The organism is Achromobacter sp. FW305-C-13, assembly GCF_058783475.1.
In genome coordinates, this window is record NZ_JBYSYN010000001.1 from 542,686 (window position 1) to 557,257 (window position 14,572).

At 64.5% G+C, this 14,572-nt stretch carries 11 protein-coding genes; 3 read left to right on the forward strand and 8 right to left on the reverse strand.

The features are described from left to right. Positions 1 to 343 precede the first annotated feature (343 nt). From AC3WMU_RS02540 to AC3WMU_RS02550, 3 genes are read left to right on the forward strand one after another with little or no spacing between them, the layout of a single operon-like run. Positions 344 to 1,552: a DesA family fatty acid desaturase gene (locus tag AC3WMU_RS02540; protein WP_006227933.1), complete on the forward strand. Its 1,209-nt coding sequence runs from the start codon at positions 344 to 346 to the stop codon at positions 1,550 to 1,552. Then, positions 1,549 to 3,843 (forward strand): UvrD-helicase domain-containing protein, encoded by a 2,295-nt coding sequence (locus AC3WMU_RS02545; protein WP_006227934.1) that lies wholly within the window; start codon positions 1,549 to 1,551, stop codon positions 3,841 to 3,843. The genes AC3WMU_RS02540 and AC3WMU_RS02545 overlap by 4 nt, the downstream gene beginning before the upstream one ends. Before the next feature lie 3 nt (positions 3,844 to 3,846). Beyond that, positions 3,847 to 4,152 (forward strand): chorismate mutase, encoded by a 306-nt coding sequence (locus tag AC3WMU_RS02550; protein WP_006227935.1) that lies wholly within the window; start codon positions 3,847 to 3,849, stop codon positions 4,150 to 4,152. 42 nt (positions 4,153 to 4,194) lie between these two features. Here the strand turns inward: AC3WMU_RS02550 and AC3WMU_RS02555 are convergent, their stop codons facing one another. The 8 genes from AC3WMU_RS02555 to dapD all read right to left on the reverse strand — a co-directional run bounded on the left by AC3WMU_RS02555 (position 4,195) and on the right by dapD (position 14,553). After that, on the reverse strand, positions 4,195 to 5,286 hold the full coding sequence (locus AC3WMU_RS02555; RefSeq protein ID WP_492281759.1) for a cytochrome-c peroxidase: 1,092 nt from the start codon (positions 5,284 to 5,286) through the stop codon (positions 4,195 to 4,197). 98 nt (positions 5,287 to 5,384) lie between these two features. Continuing rightward, positions 5,385 to 8,009 carry a TonB-dependent receptor plug domain-containing protein gene (locus AC3WMU_RS02560; protein WP_492281760.1) on the reverse strand — a complete coding sequence of 875 codons (2,625 nt, stop codon included), beginning with the start codon at positions 8,007 to 8,009 and terminating at the stop codon, positions 5,385 to 5,387. A 122-nt stretch (positions 8,010 to 8,131) separates the two neighbouring features. Then, entirely contained in the window at positions 8,132 to 9,052 is a 921-nt protein-coding gene (locus AC3WMU_RS02565; protein WP_492281761.1) for a FecR family protein, read from the reverse strand. Next, complete coding sequence (locus AC3WMU_RS02570) at positions 9,052 to 9,540, reverse strand: RNA polymerase sigma factor (RefSeq protein WP_315139528.1); 489 nt, start codon at positions 9,538 to 9,540, stop codon at positions 9,052 to 9,054. Before AC3WMU_RS02570 ends, AC3WMU_RS02565 begins: the two co-directional genes overlap by 1 nt. 123 nt (positions 9,541 to 9,663) lie before the next feature. Further along, positions 9,664 to 11,598 (reverse strand): ABC-F family ATP-binding cassette domain-containing protein, encoded by a 1,935-nt coding sequence (locus AC3WMU_RS02575; protein ID WP_085947003.1) that lies wholly within the window; start codon positions 11,596 to 11,598, stop codon positions 9,664 to 9,666. After that, positions 11,595 to 12,491 (reverse strand): 50S ribosomal protein L3 N(5)-glutamine methyltransferase, encoded by an 897-nt coding sequence (gene prmB, locus AC3WMU_RS02580; RefSeq protein ID WP_492281762.1) that lies wholly within the window; start codon positions 12,489 to 12,491, stop codon positions 11,595 to 11,597. Before prmB ends, AC3WMU_RS02575 begins: the two co-directional genes overlap by 4 nt. 83 nt (positions 12,492 to 12,574) lie before the next feature. After that, positions 12,575 to 13,732, reverse strand: coding sequence for a succinyl-diaminopimelate desuccinylase (dapE, locus tag AC3WMU_RS02585; RefSeq protein ID WP_492281763.1), 1,158 nt, complete (start codon positions 13,730 to 13,732; stop codon positions 12,575 to 12,577). Beyond that, the gene (dapD, locus tag AC3WMU_RS02590) at positions 13,732 to 14,553 is read right to left on the reverse strand and encodes a 2,3,4,5-tetrahydropyridine-2,6-dicarboxylate N-succinyltransferase (protein ID WP_006227943.1); all 822 of its coding nucleotides are present in this window, start codon (positions 14,551 to 14,553) and stop codon (positions 13,732 to 13,734) included. The genes dapE and dapD overlap by 1 nt, the downstream gene beginning before the upstream one ends. Positions 14,554 to 14,572 lie beyond the last annotated feature (19 nt).

The following is a 14,572-nucleotide window of genomic DNA, read 5'->3' on the forward strand; positions in this document are numbered from 1 at the left end:
ACAATTTGGTCAGGGGTAAGGGCGGCGAGTGTGCGCCGGGAACGTGGCGTCCTCAAGACGAAATTCCCTTGCTGACAGGAACTTTAGTAGCGAAATGTAGCCAAAACCTAGTGCCATTGCGAATACCCCCCACTTTCATGGGGTAGCCGGCCCCACGCGCCGGATGTCCGCAAGGCTCGGCCTCGCGATTGCCCGAAATGGCCGCGAGAGAGGGCTTTTGTGCTCTAAAACCGGGGCTTAGTCCTTGATTTCGCTCAAAAACTATTTTGAAACTCCCTTGTCATAAGAAGACAAAGGTAAGCTAAACTTCAGGCACTTCTCAAGCGAGGCTCATAACAGCTTTATGGATTACATCCTCTCCTTCATTGCCGGCGGTCTGACCCAAGCCACTTGGTGGCAGGTCGTCGTATTCACCCTTGTCGTGACGCACATCACGATTGTTGCGGTCACGGTTTTTCTCCATCGCAGCCAAGCGCACCGCGGTCTGGATTTGCATCCGGCTGTCATGCACTTCTTCCGTTTCTGGCTCTGGATGACGACCGGCATGGTCACCAAGGAATGGGTCGCCATTCACCGCAAGCATCACGCCAAGTGCGAAAAGGAAGGCGATCCTCACTCGCCCATGCTGTTCGGCATCTGGAAGGTGCTATTCCGCGGTGCGGAGCTGTATCGCGAAGAATCGAACAACAATGAAACCATGGCCAAGTTCGGCCACGGCACGCCTGACGACTGGCTCGAACGCAACGTCTACAGCAAGCACAGCTTGTGGGGCGTGCTGTCCATGCTGGCCATCGACGTCGCCCTGTTCGGCGCCATCGGCGTGACGGTGTGGGCTGTGCAAATGGCCTGGATTCCCTTCTGGGCGGCTGGCGTCGTCAACGGCATCGGCCACTACTGGGGCTACCGCAACTACAACAGCCCGGACACCAGCACCAACGTGTTCCCGTGGGGCATCGTGATTGGCGGCGAAGAACTGCACAACAACCACCACGCCCACGGCACGTCGGCCAAGTTCTCGGCCAAGTGGTACGAATTCGACATCGGCTGGTGCTACATCAACATCCTGAAGTTCTTCGGCCTGGCCAAGATCAAGAAGGTTGCGCCCAAGCTGAAGCTGGATGACACCCGCACGGGCATCGACCTGCGTACGCTGCAAGGCGTGATCACGCACCGCTACGAAGTCATGGCCCGCTATGCGGACGTGATCAAGAGCGCTGCCCGCGAAGAACTGAGCAAGTTGAAGGCCTCGCGCCAGGAAGGCAACGCCGAATGCGGCTATACCAAGCTGCATCAAGTGCGCCGCGCCATCCACCGCAACGAGGACATCCTCCAGCCGGAACAGCTTGCCGCCGTGGACAAGGCCATCGCCCAGAACAAGTCGCTCGCGACCCTGGTGCAAATGCGCCGCGAACTCGGCCGCATCTGGGAAAGCTCCAGCGCCAGCAGCGAACAGCTCCTTCATGACTTGCAGGCCTGGTGCCAGCGCGCCCAGCAAAGCGGCATCGCCGGGCTCGAGCAGTTTGCTCAACATCTGCGCCGCTACGCGGCATGATGCTAGAGAAGCTCAACCCTGAACAACGCGCCGCAGTAACGTTAGAACCGCAGCACGCCCTGGTCTTGGCCGGGGCGGGCAGCGGGAAGACCCGGGTACTCACTACCCGCATGGCCTGGCTGATTCAAACCGGCCAGGCTTCGCCTTTTGGGCTTCTGGCGGTCACGTTCACCAACAAGGCCGCCCGCGAAATGTTGGCGCGCATGTCGGCGATCTTGCCGATCGACACCCGCGGTCTCTGGATCGGGACGTTCCACGGCTTGTGCAATCGCATGCTGCGCGCGCATCACCGCGATGCCGGCTTGCCGCAAAGCTTCCAGATCCTGGACGTCACTGATCAGCTTGCCGCCATCAAGCGCCTGATGAAGGCCAATGGCGTCGACGACGAAAAGTACCCACCGCGCGATGTGCAGCGTTTCATCAACGGCGCCAAGGAAGAAGGCCTGCGTCCGCAGGACGTCGAAGCCTATGACGCCCATCGCCGCCGCCTGATCGAGATCTACCAGCTTTACGAAGCCCAGTGCCAGCGCGAAGGCGTGGTCGACTTCGCTGAGCTGCTGCTGCGTGCCTACGAACTGCTGTCGCGCAACGCGCCGGTTCGCGAACACTACCAACGCCGTTTCCGCCACATCCTGGTCGACGAGTTCCAGGACACCAACACGCTGCAGTACAAGTGGCTGCGCCTGTTGGCAGGCGGCGGCGCGGCCATCTTCGCCGTGGGCGACGATGACCAGTCCATCTATGCCTTCCGCGGCGCCAATGTCGGCAACATGTCCGACTTCGAACGCGACTACGCGCATGGCACCGTGATCCGGCTGGAACAGAATTACCGTTCGTTCGGCCACATCCTGGATTCCGCCAATGCGCTGATCGGCCATAACAACGGCCGCCTCGGCAAGAACCTGTGGACCGACCAGGGCGAAGGTGAACCGGTGCGTGTCATCGAGCAGCCTTCCGACGGCATGGAAGCCCAATGGATCGTGGACGAAATCCGTTCGCTGATCCATGACGGCAGCCTGCGCCGCGAGATCGCCGTGCTGTATCGCAGCAACGCGCAATCGCGCGTGCTGGAGCACGCCATCTTCTCGGCCGGCATTCCCTACAAGGTCTACGGCGGCCTGCGCTTTTTCGAGCGCCAGGAAATCAAGCACGCGCTGGCGTACCTGCGGCTGATGGCCAACCCCAACGACGACACGTCGTGGATGCGGGTCGTCAATTTCCCGACGCGCGGCATTGGCGCGCGTACGCTGGAACAACTGGCCGACGCGGCACGCGCGCACGACACCAGCCTGTATGCGGCGGTGGCGTTGGTGGGTGGCAAGGGCGGGTCCAACCTGGCCCAATTCGCGCAGCTGATTCATCGCCTGATCGAAGAAACGCGCGATCTGCCGTTGCCGGAAATGGTCGAGCACATGCTTGAGGCCAGCGGCCTGAACGCCCATTACAAGGCCGAACGCGAAGGCGCCGAACGCCTGGAAAACTTGAACGAACTGATCACGGCCGCGGCTGTGTTCGCTTCCGAAGAGAACTACGACGGCATGCCCGCCGGTGTGGTGCCTGAGCAGGCCACCTCGTCGACGCTGATGCCGGGCGTGGTCGACGCGCCCATCGTGGCCTCCGACGGCCTGACGCCGCTGGCAGGGTTCCTGTCGCACGCAGCGCTGGAAGCCGGCGACAACCAGGCCCAGCAAGGCCAGGACGCCGTGCAACTGATGACGGTGCACGCGGCCAAGGGCCTGGAATTCGACGCGGTCTTCATTACCGGCCTGGAAGAGGGGCTGTTCCCGCACGAGAACAGCATCCTGGAACAGTCCGGGCTGGAAGAAGAGCGCCGCCTGATGTATGTGGCGATCACCCGCGCGCGGCAGCGCCTGTACATCAGCCTGGCCCAAAGCCGGATGCTGCATGGCCAGACGCGCTACGCCATGCGCTCGCGCTTCCTGGACGAGATTCCCGAAGAGCACCTGAAGTGGCTGTCGCCCAAGGCCGGCCTGGCGCCGGTCAGCAGCACGGGCGCTGGCTGGGGCGGGGGCAACCGCGGCGACGCTTTTGGACGCAAGGCCACCAACACCATTGCGCCGCGTCAACCGCGCGGCGTGGCAAGCGGTGTCACGGTGGGCGACAAGCAGTATCGTGTGGGTCAGGGCGTGCGTCACGCGCGGTTTGGCGACGGCACGATTATTGGCTTGAGCGGCGCAGGACAAGACGCGCAGGCAGAGATCCAGTTCCGCGACGTCGGCGCCAAGACCTTGGCGCTGGGCATCGCCAAGCTTGATATTGTTCAGGGTTGAAAAATGGCCAACACCGATTCCCCGAAAGCCGAGTTGGCGTCGCTGCGCGCCGAGGTCGATGAAATCGATCAGCAGATCATGCTGCTGCTGGGGGTGCGCTTCCGTTGCACCGACATGATCGGCGAACTCAAGACCAACCATGGCATGGACCTGGTGGATCCCCAGCGGGAATCCCAGCAGGTAGAGCGCATCCGTCGCCTGGCCGAAGAGGCGGGCGTGCCGCCTGCCTTGGCTGAGACCATCCTGCGCGAAGTGATCGACACCGTGGTCGACCATCACACCCGCCTGCGCGAGCGCCCGTACTCGTAATGCCAGGCTGGCGGCGCCTTGGGGCGCCGCCTTCCCCTTTCCCTACAAGACCTTCATGAACGCCAGCAAGGCGTCGATGTCGTCCGCGCTGAGATCCAGCGGCCGGATGTGTTCGGACTTGCGCGGCGCATAAGGGTCTGGGGGATCCGCGGGGGCGGCCTCCCGGCCCATGCCCACGTTGTACATCCGCAGCAACCCCTTCAGGTCCGCGAACAGGCCGTTGTGCATCCACGGCCCTGCCAGCGAAACATTGCGCAGGCTGGGCGTACGGAATGTGCCCAGGTCGGCCGGATCGCGGGTGACTTCGAAGCGCCCCAGATCCTGGTTGCGCCGCCCATAGAACGCCAGGCCGATATTGTGGAACTGATGGTCCGTCAGTAGCGCGCCGCTGTGGCAGTTCATGCAGCGGGCCTGGGTGCGGAACAGATGCATGCCCAGCAGTTCCTTGTCGTTCAATGCGCCCGGGTCTCCTGCGAGGAAAGCGTCGAATCGCGTTGGCTGAGGGCGAAGCGTGGCAACGTAGGCGGCCAGCGCACGGGCAAGCCGGTCGGTGTCAATGGCATTGCCCGCCGCCGGCCCGAAGGCCTTCAGGAATTGCTGAGGGTAGGGCGGCAGGGCCTGCAATCGTGCAATGGCGCTTCCCAGGTCATGGTTCATCTCGCGGCTGTCCTGGACCGGGCCCAGCACCTGCGCTTTCAGCGTGTCGGCGCGCCCGTCCCAGAACAGGCGCGGCGCGAAGGGCGCAGCCAGCAGCGAGGGCGACCGGCGCCTGCCCATCAGCCGGTCTTCGCCGACGGCCAGCGGCCGGCCGTCGGTAAAGGCGCGCTGCGGCATATGGCAGGACGCGCAAGAGACCTGCCCCTTGCGGGACAAGTGCGCATCGAAGAACAGCATCTGGCCCAGCGCCACGACGTCGGGTTGTTGGACGTCCCGCGCCAGTTCAGGACGGCCGGCATTCGCGGCCATCCAGGTCAGCGGCGGCGCGTCCACCGGAGGCACCGCGGCCCATTCCGTCCAGGTGATGCCCGGATCAACGGTGGGGGCGGGCCATTGGCCTAGGGGCCCGGCATAACGGTCCCGCAGGCAAGCTATGTTCCAGGCGCCTGCTTCGTGGCAGGCTACCGCTGTGGTCATCCCAGGCGGCTCGGCCGGGATGGCGGAACCGGCGGCAAGGGCGAGGGTGAGGGCGGCGGCCGCCGCTTGAAAGCCCCGGCGTAGGTATGCGCGGCGCATCAGAAGCGGTAGCTGGCTTGCACCCAGATCTCGCGGCCGACTTGATAGGTGTTTCGGTTGATCGCCAAATTGGGGTTGGAGGCGGTGATGGCCGGCGTCTTGTTCAACACGTTCAGGACGTCCAGGGTGAAAGCGACGTTGCGCGCGAAGGTGGGCTCCCAGATCAGGCGGGTGTCCCAGGTCCAGTACGACGCCAGCCGGGTGCTGCGGTAGCTTTGCAGCGACTCGGGACGCGGCCCGTATCCCACGTAGACGGACGACATGCGCGAGCTGCGCCACTGGATGCTGTTGTCCCAGGTCAGCCCGCCCTTGGGCCAGATGCCGGTCAGCGACAGCGAGGCTTTTTGGGGTTGGTAGAACGAGACGGGCGGACGGTCGATGGCGCGCATGCGCTCGCCGTCGTACAAGATGTATTCGTCCGGGTCGCGCGCATCGCCTTCATAGCCTTCGACCAGATCCGCGTTGACCTTGCGCTTCTGGTAGCTCCAGTCGGCACGCGCCGTCCAGCGGGTATCCATCAGGCGCCATGGCGTCAGCGTCCGCAGCGACAGGCTGATGGTGTCCGTGGTGGATTTGCCGTTGTTGAGGTAGCGGTAGCCCTGAATGCTGTCGCCGCTCTTACTGACCTGATCGCGTCCGTTGCGGTGCACATAGGCCGCCAGCCCTTCCAGGCTGCCCATCCGCTGCCTGACCGACAGCGCCCATTCGTCGTCGTACGGGGTGCGCAGGCCCTCGTAGGACACGTAATACGGCTTGGATCCGTCTGCTACCGGGTTGCCGTAGCGGTCCAGCACTTGTCGCCTGAGCGTGTTGATCCGCTCTTCCAACGCAATGTTCAGCACGTCCGAGCCGTAGTAGCGGGCCCAGCCGCCGCTGACCACGGTGTTGCCGTCGCCGAACGCATCCCAATCCAGGCGGGTGCGCGGCGACAGGTTGGTGTTGCCCAGAAAAGTCTCGCGGTCGTAGCGCAGGGCGCCGGTCAAGGCCACGCGGTCCAGTTCCACCCGATCCGACAGATAAACGGATGCGGCGTTGTATTTCGTTTCGACGGTTCCGCGTAGATAGTGCACCTTGCTGGCATGGCGTTCAGCGCCATTGGCGGCATGCGTGGCGATGTACGAATAGGCGTCGCTGAAACGTTCGAAATTTACGTCGACGCGTTGCAGGTCGACGCCGGCATACGGGGTATGGGTGAAGGCGCCGGTGCGGAGCGGGTCGAAGTCGATGCGGCCCTTCAGCGTCCAGGTGTCCTGTTCCTTTTGCTCTTTTCCAAAGCCCCCCGTCACGTATTGCGGGATCGACGGAAATTTGTGCGTGACCAGCGATGTCGCGTCGGACGAGCGGTTGCTAAGCGCATTGTCCCAACCCGCCTGCACCGAGGCGCGGCCCCCCTGGAATGCGTGATCCAGGTTCCATCCCACGCCGCGCGCGGCATGCGTGTTGTCCCATTGCGTGTCCCGGAACGTGTCGCTTGAAAGCGTCTCGCGGCGGTCGCTGTACTTCAGCGTCAGGTCGGAAATGGTGTCCGCCGTGGCCCGCACCGTGAACTTGCCCAGGAAGTTGTCGATGCGGTCGTCGTAGTTGTCTTCGCCTTGGGTGGGCTGGTCGCCATCCACGCCCATGTTCCAGCGCCGGATGCTGGATTCGCGACGCGACATGCTCAGCACCGCGCCCGTCTTGTCATTGATGGCGATGTCGCCAATGGCGGTGTAGAAGCGCTTCTTCCATTCCGGAGAGAACCCCGGCTTGCCCTGGCCCCAGCCGGTCTCGTCGCCTTCGGCGATTTTCTGCTGGGTCATCTTCGACGTGTTCCAGCGGTAGTCCAGTTGCAGATGGTTTTCGCCCGATGGCCGGCGTAGCCGCGCGTCCACCACGCCGCCGGTGAAGCGCCCATACTCCACAGGCACAAAGCTGTCCATCACACGGACCTCACCCAACAGATTGGTATCGACGAAGTAGGACTGCGAGTTGCTGGGAATGTTGCCGACCTGCAAATTCAGGTTCTTGCTGGCCGGATCGACGCGGTTGGTTGCGTCCATCCCGTCGATCTGGAATAGATTCTGATAGGGGCTGGAACCGTGGAAGGAAATGTCTTCCACATTCATCGAGCCGCGGTTTGCCGAGCCGTTGGCCGGGGCGTTCGTGCGCACGGCTGGGTGGGTGGCTACCAGTGACGTCAGGTCCTGGTTGGCCGTAGGCGTGGTGGCGATCTCTTCCTGGGTATAGACGCGTTCATCGCTGTGTTCGCCGTATACCTTCACCGCTTCCAGGCGCAGCGCGGAAAACTGGTTCGTCTTGTCTATGTAGATGATGTAGCGGCCAGGGCCGTCGCCGCGTAACGCCAGGCCTGACCCGCGCAGCAACTGATCCAGCGCGTCCAGCGGCGACAAGGTGCCCCGCAACGCGGGCGCCGATTTTCCCGCGACAGCGGCCGGCACGAACGACACCTCCAGATTGGCCTGCTGCCCCAGGGCCAGCAAGGCGCTTCCCAGCGGCTGGGCGGGGATGTCGAAGGCAACCGGTGTGGCGCGGGTCTGGCCCAGCGCCGGGTCGGCCAGCGTCAGCGCTGCGCTCAACGCGATGGTTGCGGCGCGGAGGCGGCGCGTGGAAATGCGGGAAGACATGCGTAAGTCCTAAGCAGTAATGTCAGCCGTAGGACGTCGGCACTGCCCAAACCCCTCATCATTATGGCGATGAATAATTTATATCGATTCTCATTTACTGATTGAGTTCGGGCCGAACGCCTTCATCGCAAGATCAGCAAACCCGGCAAGTCGGTCACGCGCACGGGCGTCTGCGCCAGCAGCAGTTCCAATGCCCGTTGCGGGTCGGCGACGAGCGCGGTGCCTGACACGCGTTGCGTCTTGGCCGCTTCACCAATCACCAAGATGTGCTTGGCGCTGTAGCGCGCCAGCGCATCCGCCGCGGTCTGCAGCGGCACGTCGTCGAAGCTCAGCAGGCCTCGCGTCCAACCGGGCGACGCCGTGCCGGCCTCGGCTTCGCGTTTGACGCCTGCGGGCGTCACCTGCACCGTTTCGCCAGCGGATAAGGTCAGGCCTTGATCGTCTGCGCACGGCAGGCAGCGCACGGCGACCTGGTGCTCCTGTACCTCGACGCGAGTGCCGTCCTGGCCCAGTTCCACCGTGAAGCGCGTGCCCAGCGCAGTGGCGGAGGCCTCGCGCGTGATCACGGAGAACGGCGCCATGCCGGGTTGTCGCGGCGTCGGTTCGAACTGGGCGCGTCCGGCCAGCAATCGAACCTGGCGACGGCCGTCGGCATAGTCCAGCGCCAGCGCGCCGTGCGCATCCAGCACCACCGCCGAGCCGTCCGGCAGCGTGATGTGGCGTACCCTCGCATCGGCCCTGTAGTCGGCCTGCGGAACGTCCGTGGACCCGAACCAGCCGGCGAATGCGGCCGTCAGCAGCGCCAGCAGGGCGGTGGCGCGCAGCTTGCGGGCAGGCCGTTTGGCAAGCTTGCCGCGATCGATCTCGCCCATGCGGCGCCACAGGCGCGACAAGCGGTCATACGCGGCCGCGTGCCGGGCATCGGCCTGATACCAGGCTTCGAACTCGGCATGGGCCGCGTCGTCCAGCCGCTGGCCGCTCTGGCGGATGACCCAGCGCGAGGCTTCTTCAACGGGGTCGGGCGGGCGAACGCGCGTGGCCATCAGCCGGCCAGCGCCAGGTCGCAGGCCAGCAGGATGCGCATCATGTGCTTTTCAACAGCGCTGACGGATATCGCGAAGCGCTCGGCGATGGCGCCGTAGGTCAGGCCTTCGTGGCGGTGCATCACGAAGACGTCCAGGCTGCGGCGAGGCTGGGCGAGCAGGGCGGATTCCAGGCGGCGCAGGGTCTGGTGGGCGGAAGCTACGTCGAAGGTGTCGGCGGCATACGCCACGGGCAGCGCCGCGGCGTAGTCGGCGGTGGCAGAGAGCTCACGCGTGCGGCGGCGATGCCAATCGGTCGCGATGTTTGCCGCCACCCGGAATACGTATGCCCGATCATTGTCGGGGCGGGTGCGGTCGTTGAATTCCGCCAGCTTGATCCAGGTGTCCTGTGCGCAGTCCTGGGCCACGTCGCGTGAGCCGGTGCGCATCGAGAGAAAGCCAAGCAGTTCGCGGTAGTGGCGGAGAAATACGTCCGTAAGCGTAGACATGTCGCTGGCGCCTGGCGCCAGATGGAGTCAATTTCGCGACGAAGTATAAATGATAATGGTTATTATTAATAGGTAAGAGCGGAGGCTTGAGCAGCGGGACCGGCCCGCCGCTCAAGCGTCACGCTAGGCTTCGCTCTGGTCGATTTCTTCCAGGGAACCCTGGATCTCAAGCCATTGCTCTTCAAGCTCGTCGATGCGTTTGCCATGTTCGCCGTGTTCGGCCATGACCTTCTGGCGCTCCGCGCGGCGCGCGTCCGAATACAGGTCCGGGTCGGCGATGACGGCGTCCAGCGCGTGGAGCTTGGTCCGCAGCTTTTCCATTTCGGATTCGACTTTGGCCAGCTTGGCTTCCAGCGGTTTGCGCAGGGCGGACAGGCGTTGCCGCTGCTCGGCTTCGGCCCGGCGTTGCGCCTTGCGGTCCACGACGGGTTCGCCGCCTTCGGCGTTTTCGCGTGCCGCTTCGGCACGTTCTCCGGCATTGCGGGCCGCCAGCCAATCGCGGTAGTCCTCAAGGTCACCGTCGAACTCGCGCACAGCGCCGTCCGCCACGATCCAGAAACTGTCCACGGTGGTGCGCAGCAGGTGCCGATCGTGCGACACCAACAGCATGCTGCCCCCGAAGTCGGCCAACGCGGCGGCGAGGGCCTCGCGGGTCTCAACGTCCAAGTGGTTGCTGGGTTCGTCCAGCAGCAGCAGGTTGGGCTTTTGCCAGACGATCAGTGACAGCGCCAGGCGCGCCTTCTCGCCGCCCGACATGGGCCCGACCTTGCTGGTGACCGTGTCGCCCGAAAAGCCGAAGCCGCCCAGGTAGTTGCGCAGTTCCTGTTCGCGGGTCTCCGGCGCCAGACGGGCCAGATGCGCGATGGGCGTGCTGTCCACGTCCAGCATGTCCAGCTGATGCTGGTGGAAGTAGCCGATGGCCAGTCCGCGCGAGGCGCGGCGTTCGCCCGCCTGCACGGGAATCTCTTCGGCCAGCGTCTTGATCAGCGTGCTCTTGCCTGCGCCGTTGGCGCCCAGCACGCCGACGCGGCTGCCGGCACGCACCATCAGGGTCACATCGCGCAGGATGGGAACGGCATTACCCGCTGCGTCCGTGTACCCGGCGGACAGGTGTTCCAGCGTCAGCAAGGGGTCCGGCACCTGGTCGGGCGACGGGATGCGGATGTCGATGCCCGCTTCGGCATGCAAGGGCGCCAGCACCTGCATGCGGGCCAGCGCCTTGACGCGGCTTTGTGCTTGCTTGGCCTTGGACGCCTTGGCTTTGAATCGGTCGATGAAGCCTTGCAGGCGAGCCGTCTCGCGGGTCTGGCGTTCGTAGGCGATATTGGTCTGGCGCAGGCGTTCGGCGCGTTGCGTCAGGAAGTCGCCATAGCCGCCACGGTAACGCACCAGCTTGGCGTGGTCGAAGTGCAGGATCGACTTGGCCACCGCATCCAGGAATTCGGTGTCGTGGGAGATCAGCATGACGGTGCCCGGATAGGCGGCCAGCCATTTCTCCAGCCACAGCATCGCGTCCAGATCCAGGTGGTTCGTGGGTTCGTCCAGCAGCAGCAATTCGGACGGCGCCATCAGCGCGCTTGCCAGGGCCAGGCGCATGCGCCAGCCGCCGGAAAAGCTCTCTACCGGCTGCATCCACTCGTTCGGCTTGAAGCCCAGGCCGGCCAACAGCTGTTCGGCGCGCGAGGCCGCGCTCCAGGCGCCGGCTTCCACCAGCGCCGCCTCGACTTCTGCAATCTGCGTGCCCTGGTCGTCCGTCAGCGTAGCGCGGCGCGCCTGCAATTCGCGCAGGTGCGTGTCGCCGTCGATGACGAATTCACGGGCGGGGCGGTCGTCGGCATCCAGCTCCTGCTTAACGCTGGCGATGCGCCAGCCGACGGGCAGGTGCACGGTGCCGGCGTCCAGGTCCAGGGCGCCGGTCAGCAGGGCGAATAGCGAGGACTTGCCTGCGCCGTTCTTGCCCACGATGCCGACGCGTTCGCCCGGATGAACAACGAATTCAGCGCCGTCCAACAGCACTTTCGTGCCGCGGCGCAGGGTCAATCCAGTAGCGCGTATCACAGGGTAAGTTGCTCTCGGGTAAGCAGCAGAAGCTGGTCCGATGCCTCTTCCGTATCCAGCCACACGGGGGATAGCTGCGGGAAGGCGGCTTCGAAGAAGTCGCGTTCGTGGCCGATCTCCAGCACGATCACGCCGTCTTGCGTCAGGTACTGGGGAGCCGCCGCCAGAATGCGCCGCACCAGGTCCATGCCGTCTTCGCCGCCGGCCAGGGCCAGGTACGGTTCGTGACGGTATTCCTGCGGCAGCACGTCCATGGATCCGCTGTTCACATAAGGCGGATTGCAGATGATGACGTCGTACTGGCGTGCCGGCAGGCTGTCGAACAGATTGCTTTCGTGCAGGTCCAGTCGGTCTTGCAGGCCGTAGTCGTCCACGTTGCGGCGGGCGACTTCCAGCGCGTCGGCCGACACGTCTACCGCGTCCACGTGGGCGTAGGGGAAGGCCAGGGCCGACAGGATGGCCAGGCAGCCGGAGCCGGTGCACATGTCCAGCACGTTTTCCACCGCCAGCGCGTCCTGCACCCACGGCGACAAGCCCTGGTCCAGCAGTTCGGCGATAGGCGAGCGCGGCACGATGACGCGCTTGTCCACGTAGAAACGATGGCCACGCAACCAGGCCTCGTTGGTGAGGTAGGCGGCGGGCACCCGCTCGGTCACCCGGCGTTCCAGCAAGTCCAGCACGCGGTCGCGCTCTTCGCGCACCACGCGGGCGTCCAGGAACGGTTCCAGCGTGTCCAGCGGCAAGTGCAGGGCGTGCAGCGTCAGATAGACCGCCTCGTCCCAGGCGTTGTCGCTGCCGTGTCCCAGCGCCACCTGGGCGCTATTCAGACGCGACACCCCATAACGGATGAGGTCACGCAGGGTCAGCAGTTCTTGGCGGGCAGATTGATACATAGTTAGACCTTTATCCCAACCGGGCGTTTTCCCCGCAGGGCCATGCCAAGGGGAAAAAGCCCCCCTTTTGGGGGGGCTGGGACTTATTTGGACAGCAGGAGGTTTTCCAGCGTGCGCCGATAGATGTTCTTGAGCGGTTCCAGCGAAGCCACTTCGATACGCTCGTTGACCTTGTGGATCGTGGCGTTGCCGGGGCCGAACTCAATCACTTGCGGACAGATCTTGGCGATGAAACGGCCGTCGGACGTGCCGCCGGTGGTGGAAAGCTCGGCGGTCACGCCGGTTTCAGCGTGAATCGCCTGCACCAGCGCATCCGTCAGCGAACCGCGCGGGGTCAGGAACGGCTCGCCGCCCAATTCCCAGTCCAGGTCGTATTCCAGGCCGTGCTTGTCCAGCACCGCATGCACGCGCGCCTTCAGGCTTTCCGGCGTGCTGGCCGTCGAGAACCGAAAGTTGAACAGCGCCACGGCTTCGCCCGGCACCACGTTGGTGGCGCCCGTGCCCGAATTCAGGTTCGAAACCTGAAACGTCGTGGGCGGGAAGTACTCGTTGCCCTTGTCCCATTCGATCTCGACGATTTCCGCCAGCGCCGGAGACAGCTGGTGCACCGGGTTGCGAGCCAGATGCGGGTAAGCCACGTGGCCCTGGATGCCCTTGACCGTCAACTTGCCCGACAGGGAGCCGCGGCGCCCGTTCTTGCAGGTATCGCCCAGCACGTCGCCCGAGGTCGGCTCGCCGACGATGCAGTAGTCCAGCTGTTCGCCGCGCGCTTTCAGCGCGTCGCAGACGATGGCGGTGCCGTCAATCGACGGCCCTTCTTCGTCGGACGTGATCAGCAGTGCGATCGAACCGCCGTGTTGGGGGTGGGCCGCCACGAATTCCTCGGCCGCCACCACGAAGGCAGCAATCGAACTCTTCATGTCGGCCGCCCCACGACCGTACAGCCAGCCGTCGCGTTCGGTGGGAACGAACGGATCGCTCTCCCACTTTTCGCGCGGACCCGGAGGCACCACGTCCGTGTGACCGGCGAACACGGTCAGCGGCGCAGCGCTGCCGCGCCGGGCCCACAGGTTGGTGACGCCGCCTTGGGCGATGGTCTCGCACGTGAAGCCGATGCGTTCCAGCCGGGCGGCAAGCGCCGCCTGGCAGTCTTCATCCGCCGGCGTAACCGAGGGGCGGGCGATCAGGTCCTTGACCAGATCCAATACGGCTTCGGACGGCCGTGCGGTCGTGCTGCTCATTACGCCCTCAGCAGATCATTGATGCTGGTCTTGGCGCGCGTTTGCGCGTCGACACGCTTGACGATGACGGCGCACGCCAGGCTGTGCGAACCGTCGGCCGAAGGCAGCGAACCGGGAACCACGACCGAACCCGACGGCACGCGGCCGTAGGTGATCTTGCCGGTGGCGCGGTCAAAAATCTTGGTGCTTTGCGACAGGAACACGCCCATGGCCAGCACTGAGTTCTCTTCCACGACCACGCCTTCCACGACTTCCGAACGGGCGCCAATGAAGCAGTTGTCTTCGATGATGGTGGGGTTGGCTTGCAGCGGTTCCAGCACGCCGCCGATGCCGACGCCGCCGGACAGGTGGACGTTCTTGCCGATCTGGGCGCACGAACCGACGGTGGCCCAGGTGTCGACCATCGTGCCTTCATCGACGTAGGCGCCGATGTTCACGTAGGAGGGCATCAGCACCACGTTGCGGCCAATGAAGGCGCCGCGGCGGGCGACGGCGGGTGGCACCACGCGGTAGCCGCCTTGCTTGAAGGCGTTGTCGCCGTATTCCGAGAACTTGAGCGGCACCTTGTCGTAGAACTGCAGGGGCGCCTGGCCCATGATGGCGTTTTCGCTCAGGCGGAACGACAGCAGCACGGCCTTCTTGATCCACTGGTGGACCACCCAGTCGTCATTGATTTTCTCAGCCACGCGCAAGCGGCCCAGATCCAGGCCGTCGATGGTGTGTTCCACCGCTTCGCGCACCTCGGCGCTGGCGTCGGCGGGCGACAGGTTGGCCCGGTCGTCCCAGGCTTTTTCGATGGTGGTCTGCAGGTCGAGAGTCATAGCGGCTCAGCTTTTTAAA

What these genes read in the sequence shown, in the direction of transcription:
- AC3WMU_RS02540 (WP_006227933.1), top strand. Translation starts at nt 344, where the DNA reads ATGGATTACATCCTCTCCTTCATTGCCGGCGGTCTGACCCAAGCCACT.
- AC3WMU_RS02545 (WP_006227934.1), top strand. Translation starts at nt 1,549, where the DNA reads ATGATGCTAGAGAAGCTCAACCCTGAACAACGCGCCGCAGTAACGTTA.
- AC3WMU_RS02550 (WP_006227935.1), top strand. Translation starts at nt 3,847, where the DNA reads ATGGCCAACACCGATTCCCCGAAAGCCGAGTTGGCGTCGCTGCGCGCC.
- AC3WMU_RS02555 (WP_492281759.1), bottom strand. Translation starts at nt 5,286, where the DNA reads ATGACCACAGCGGTAGCCTGCCACGAAGCAGGCGCCTGGAACATAGCT.
- AC3WMU_RS02560 (WP_492281760.1), bottom strand. Translation starts at nt 8,009, where the DNA reads ATGTCTTCCCGCATTTCCACGCGCCGCCTCCGCGCCGCAACCATCGCG.
- AC3WMU_RS02565 (WP_492281761.1), bottom strand. Translation starts at nt 9,052, where the DNA reads ATGGCCACGCGCGTTCGCCCGCCCGACCCCGTTGAAGAAGCCTCGCGC.
- AC3WMU_RS02570 (WP_315139528.1), bottom strand. Translation starts at nt 9,540, where the DNA reads ATGTCTACGCTTACGGACGTATTTCTCCGCCACTACCGCGAACTGCTT.
- prmB (WP_492281762.1), bottom strand. Translation starts at nt 12,491, where the DNA reads ATGTATCAATCTGCCCGCCAAGAACTGCTGACCCTGCGTGACCTCATC.
- dapE (WP_492281763.1), bottom strand. Translation starts at nt 13,732, where the DNA reads ATGAGCAGCACGACCGCACGGCCGTCCGAAGCCGTATTGGATCTGGTC.
- dapD (WP_006227943.1), bottom strand. Translation starts at nt 14,553, where the DNA reads ATGACTCTCGACCTGCAGACCACCATCGAAAAAGCCTGGGACGACCGG.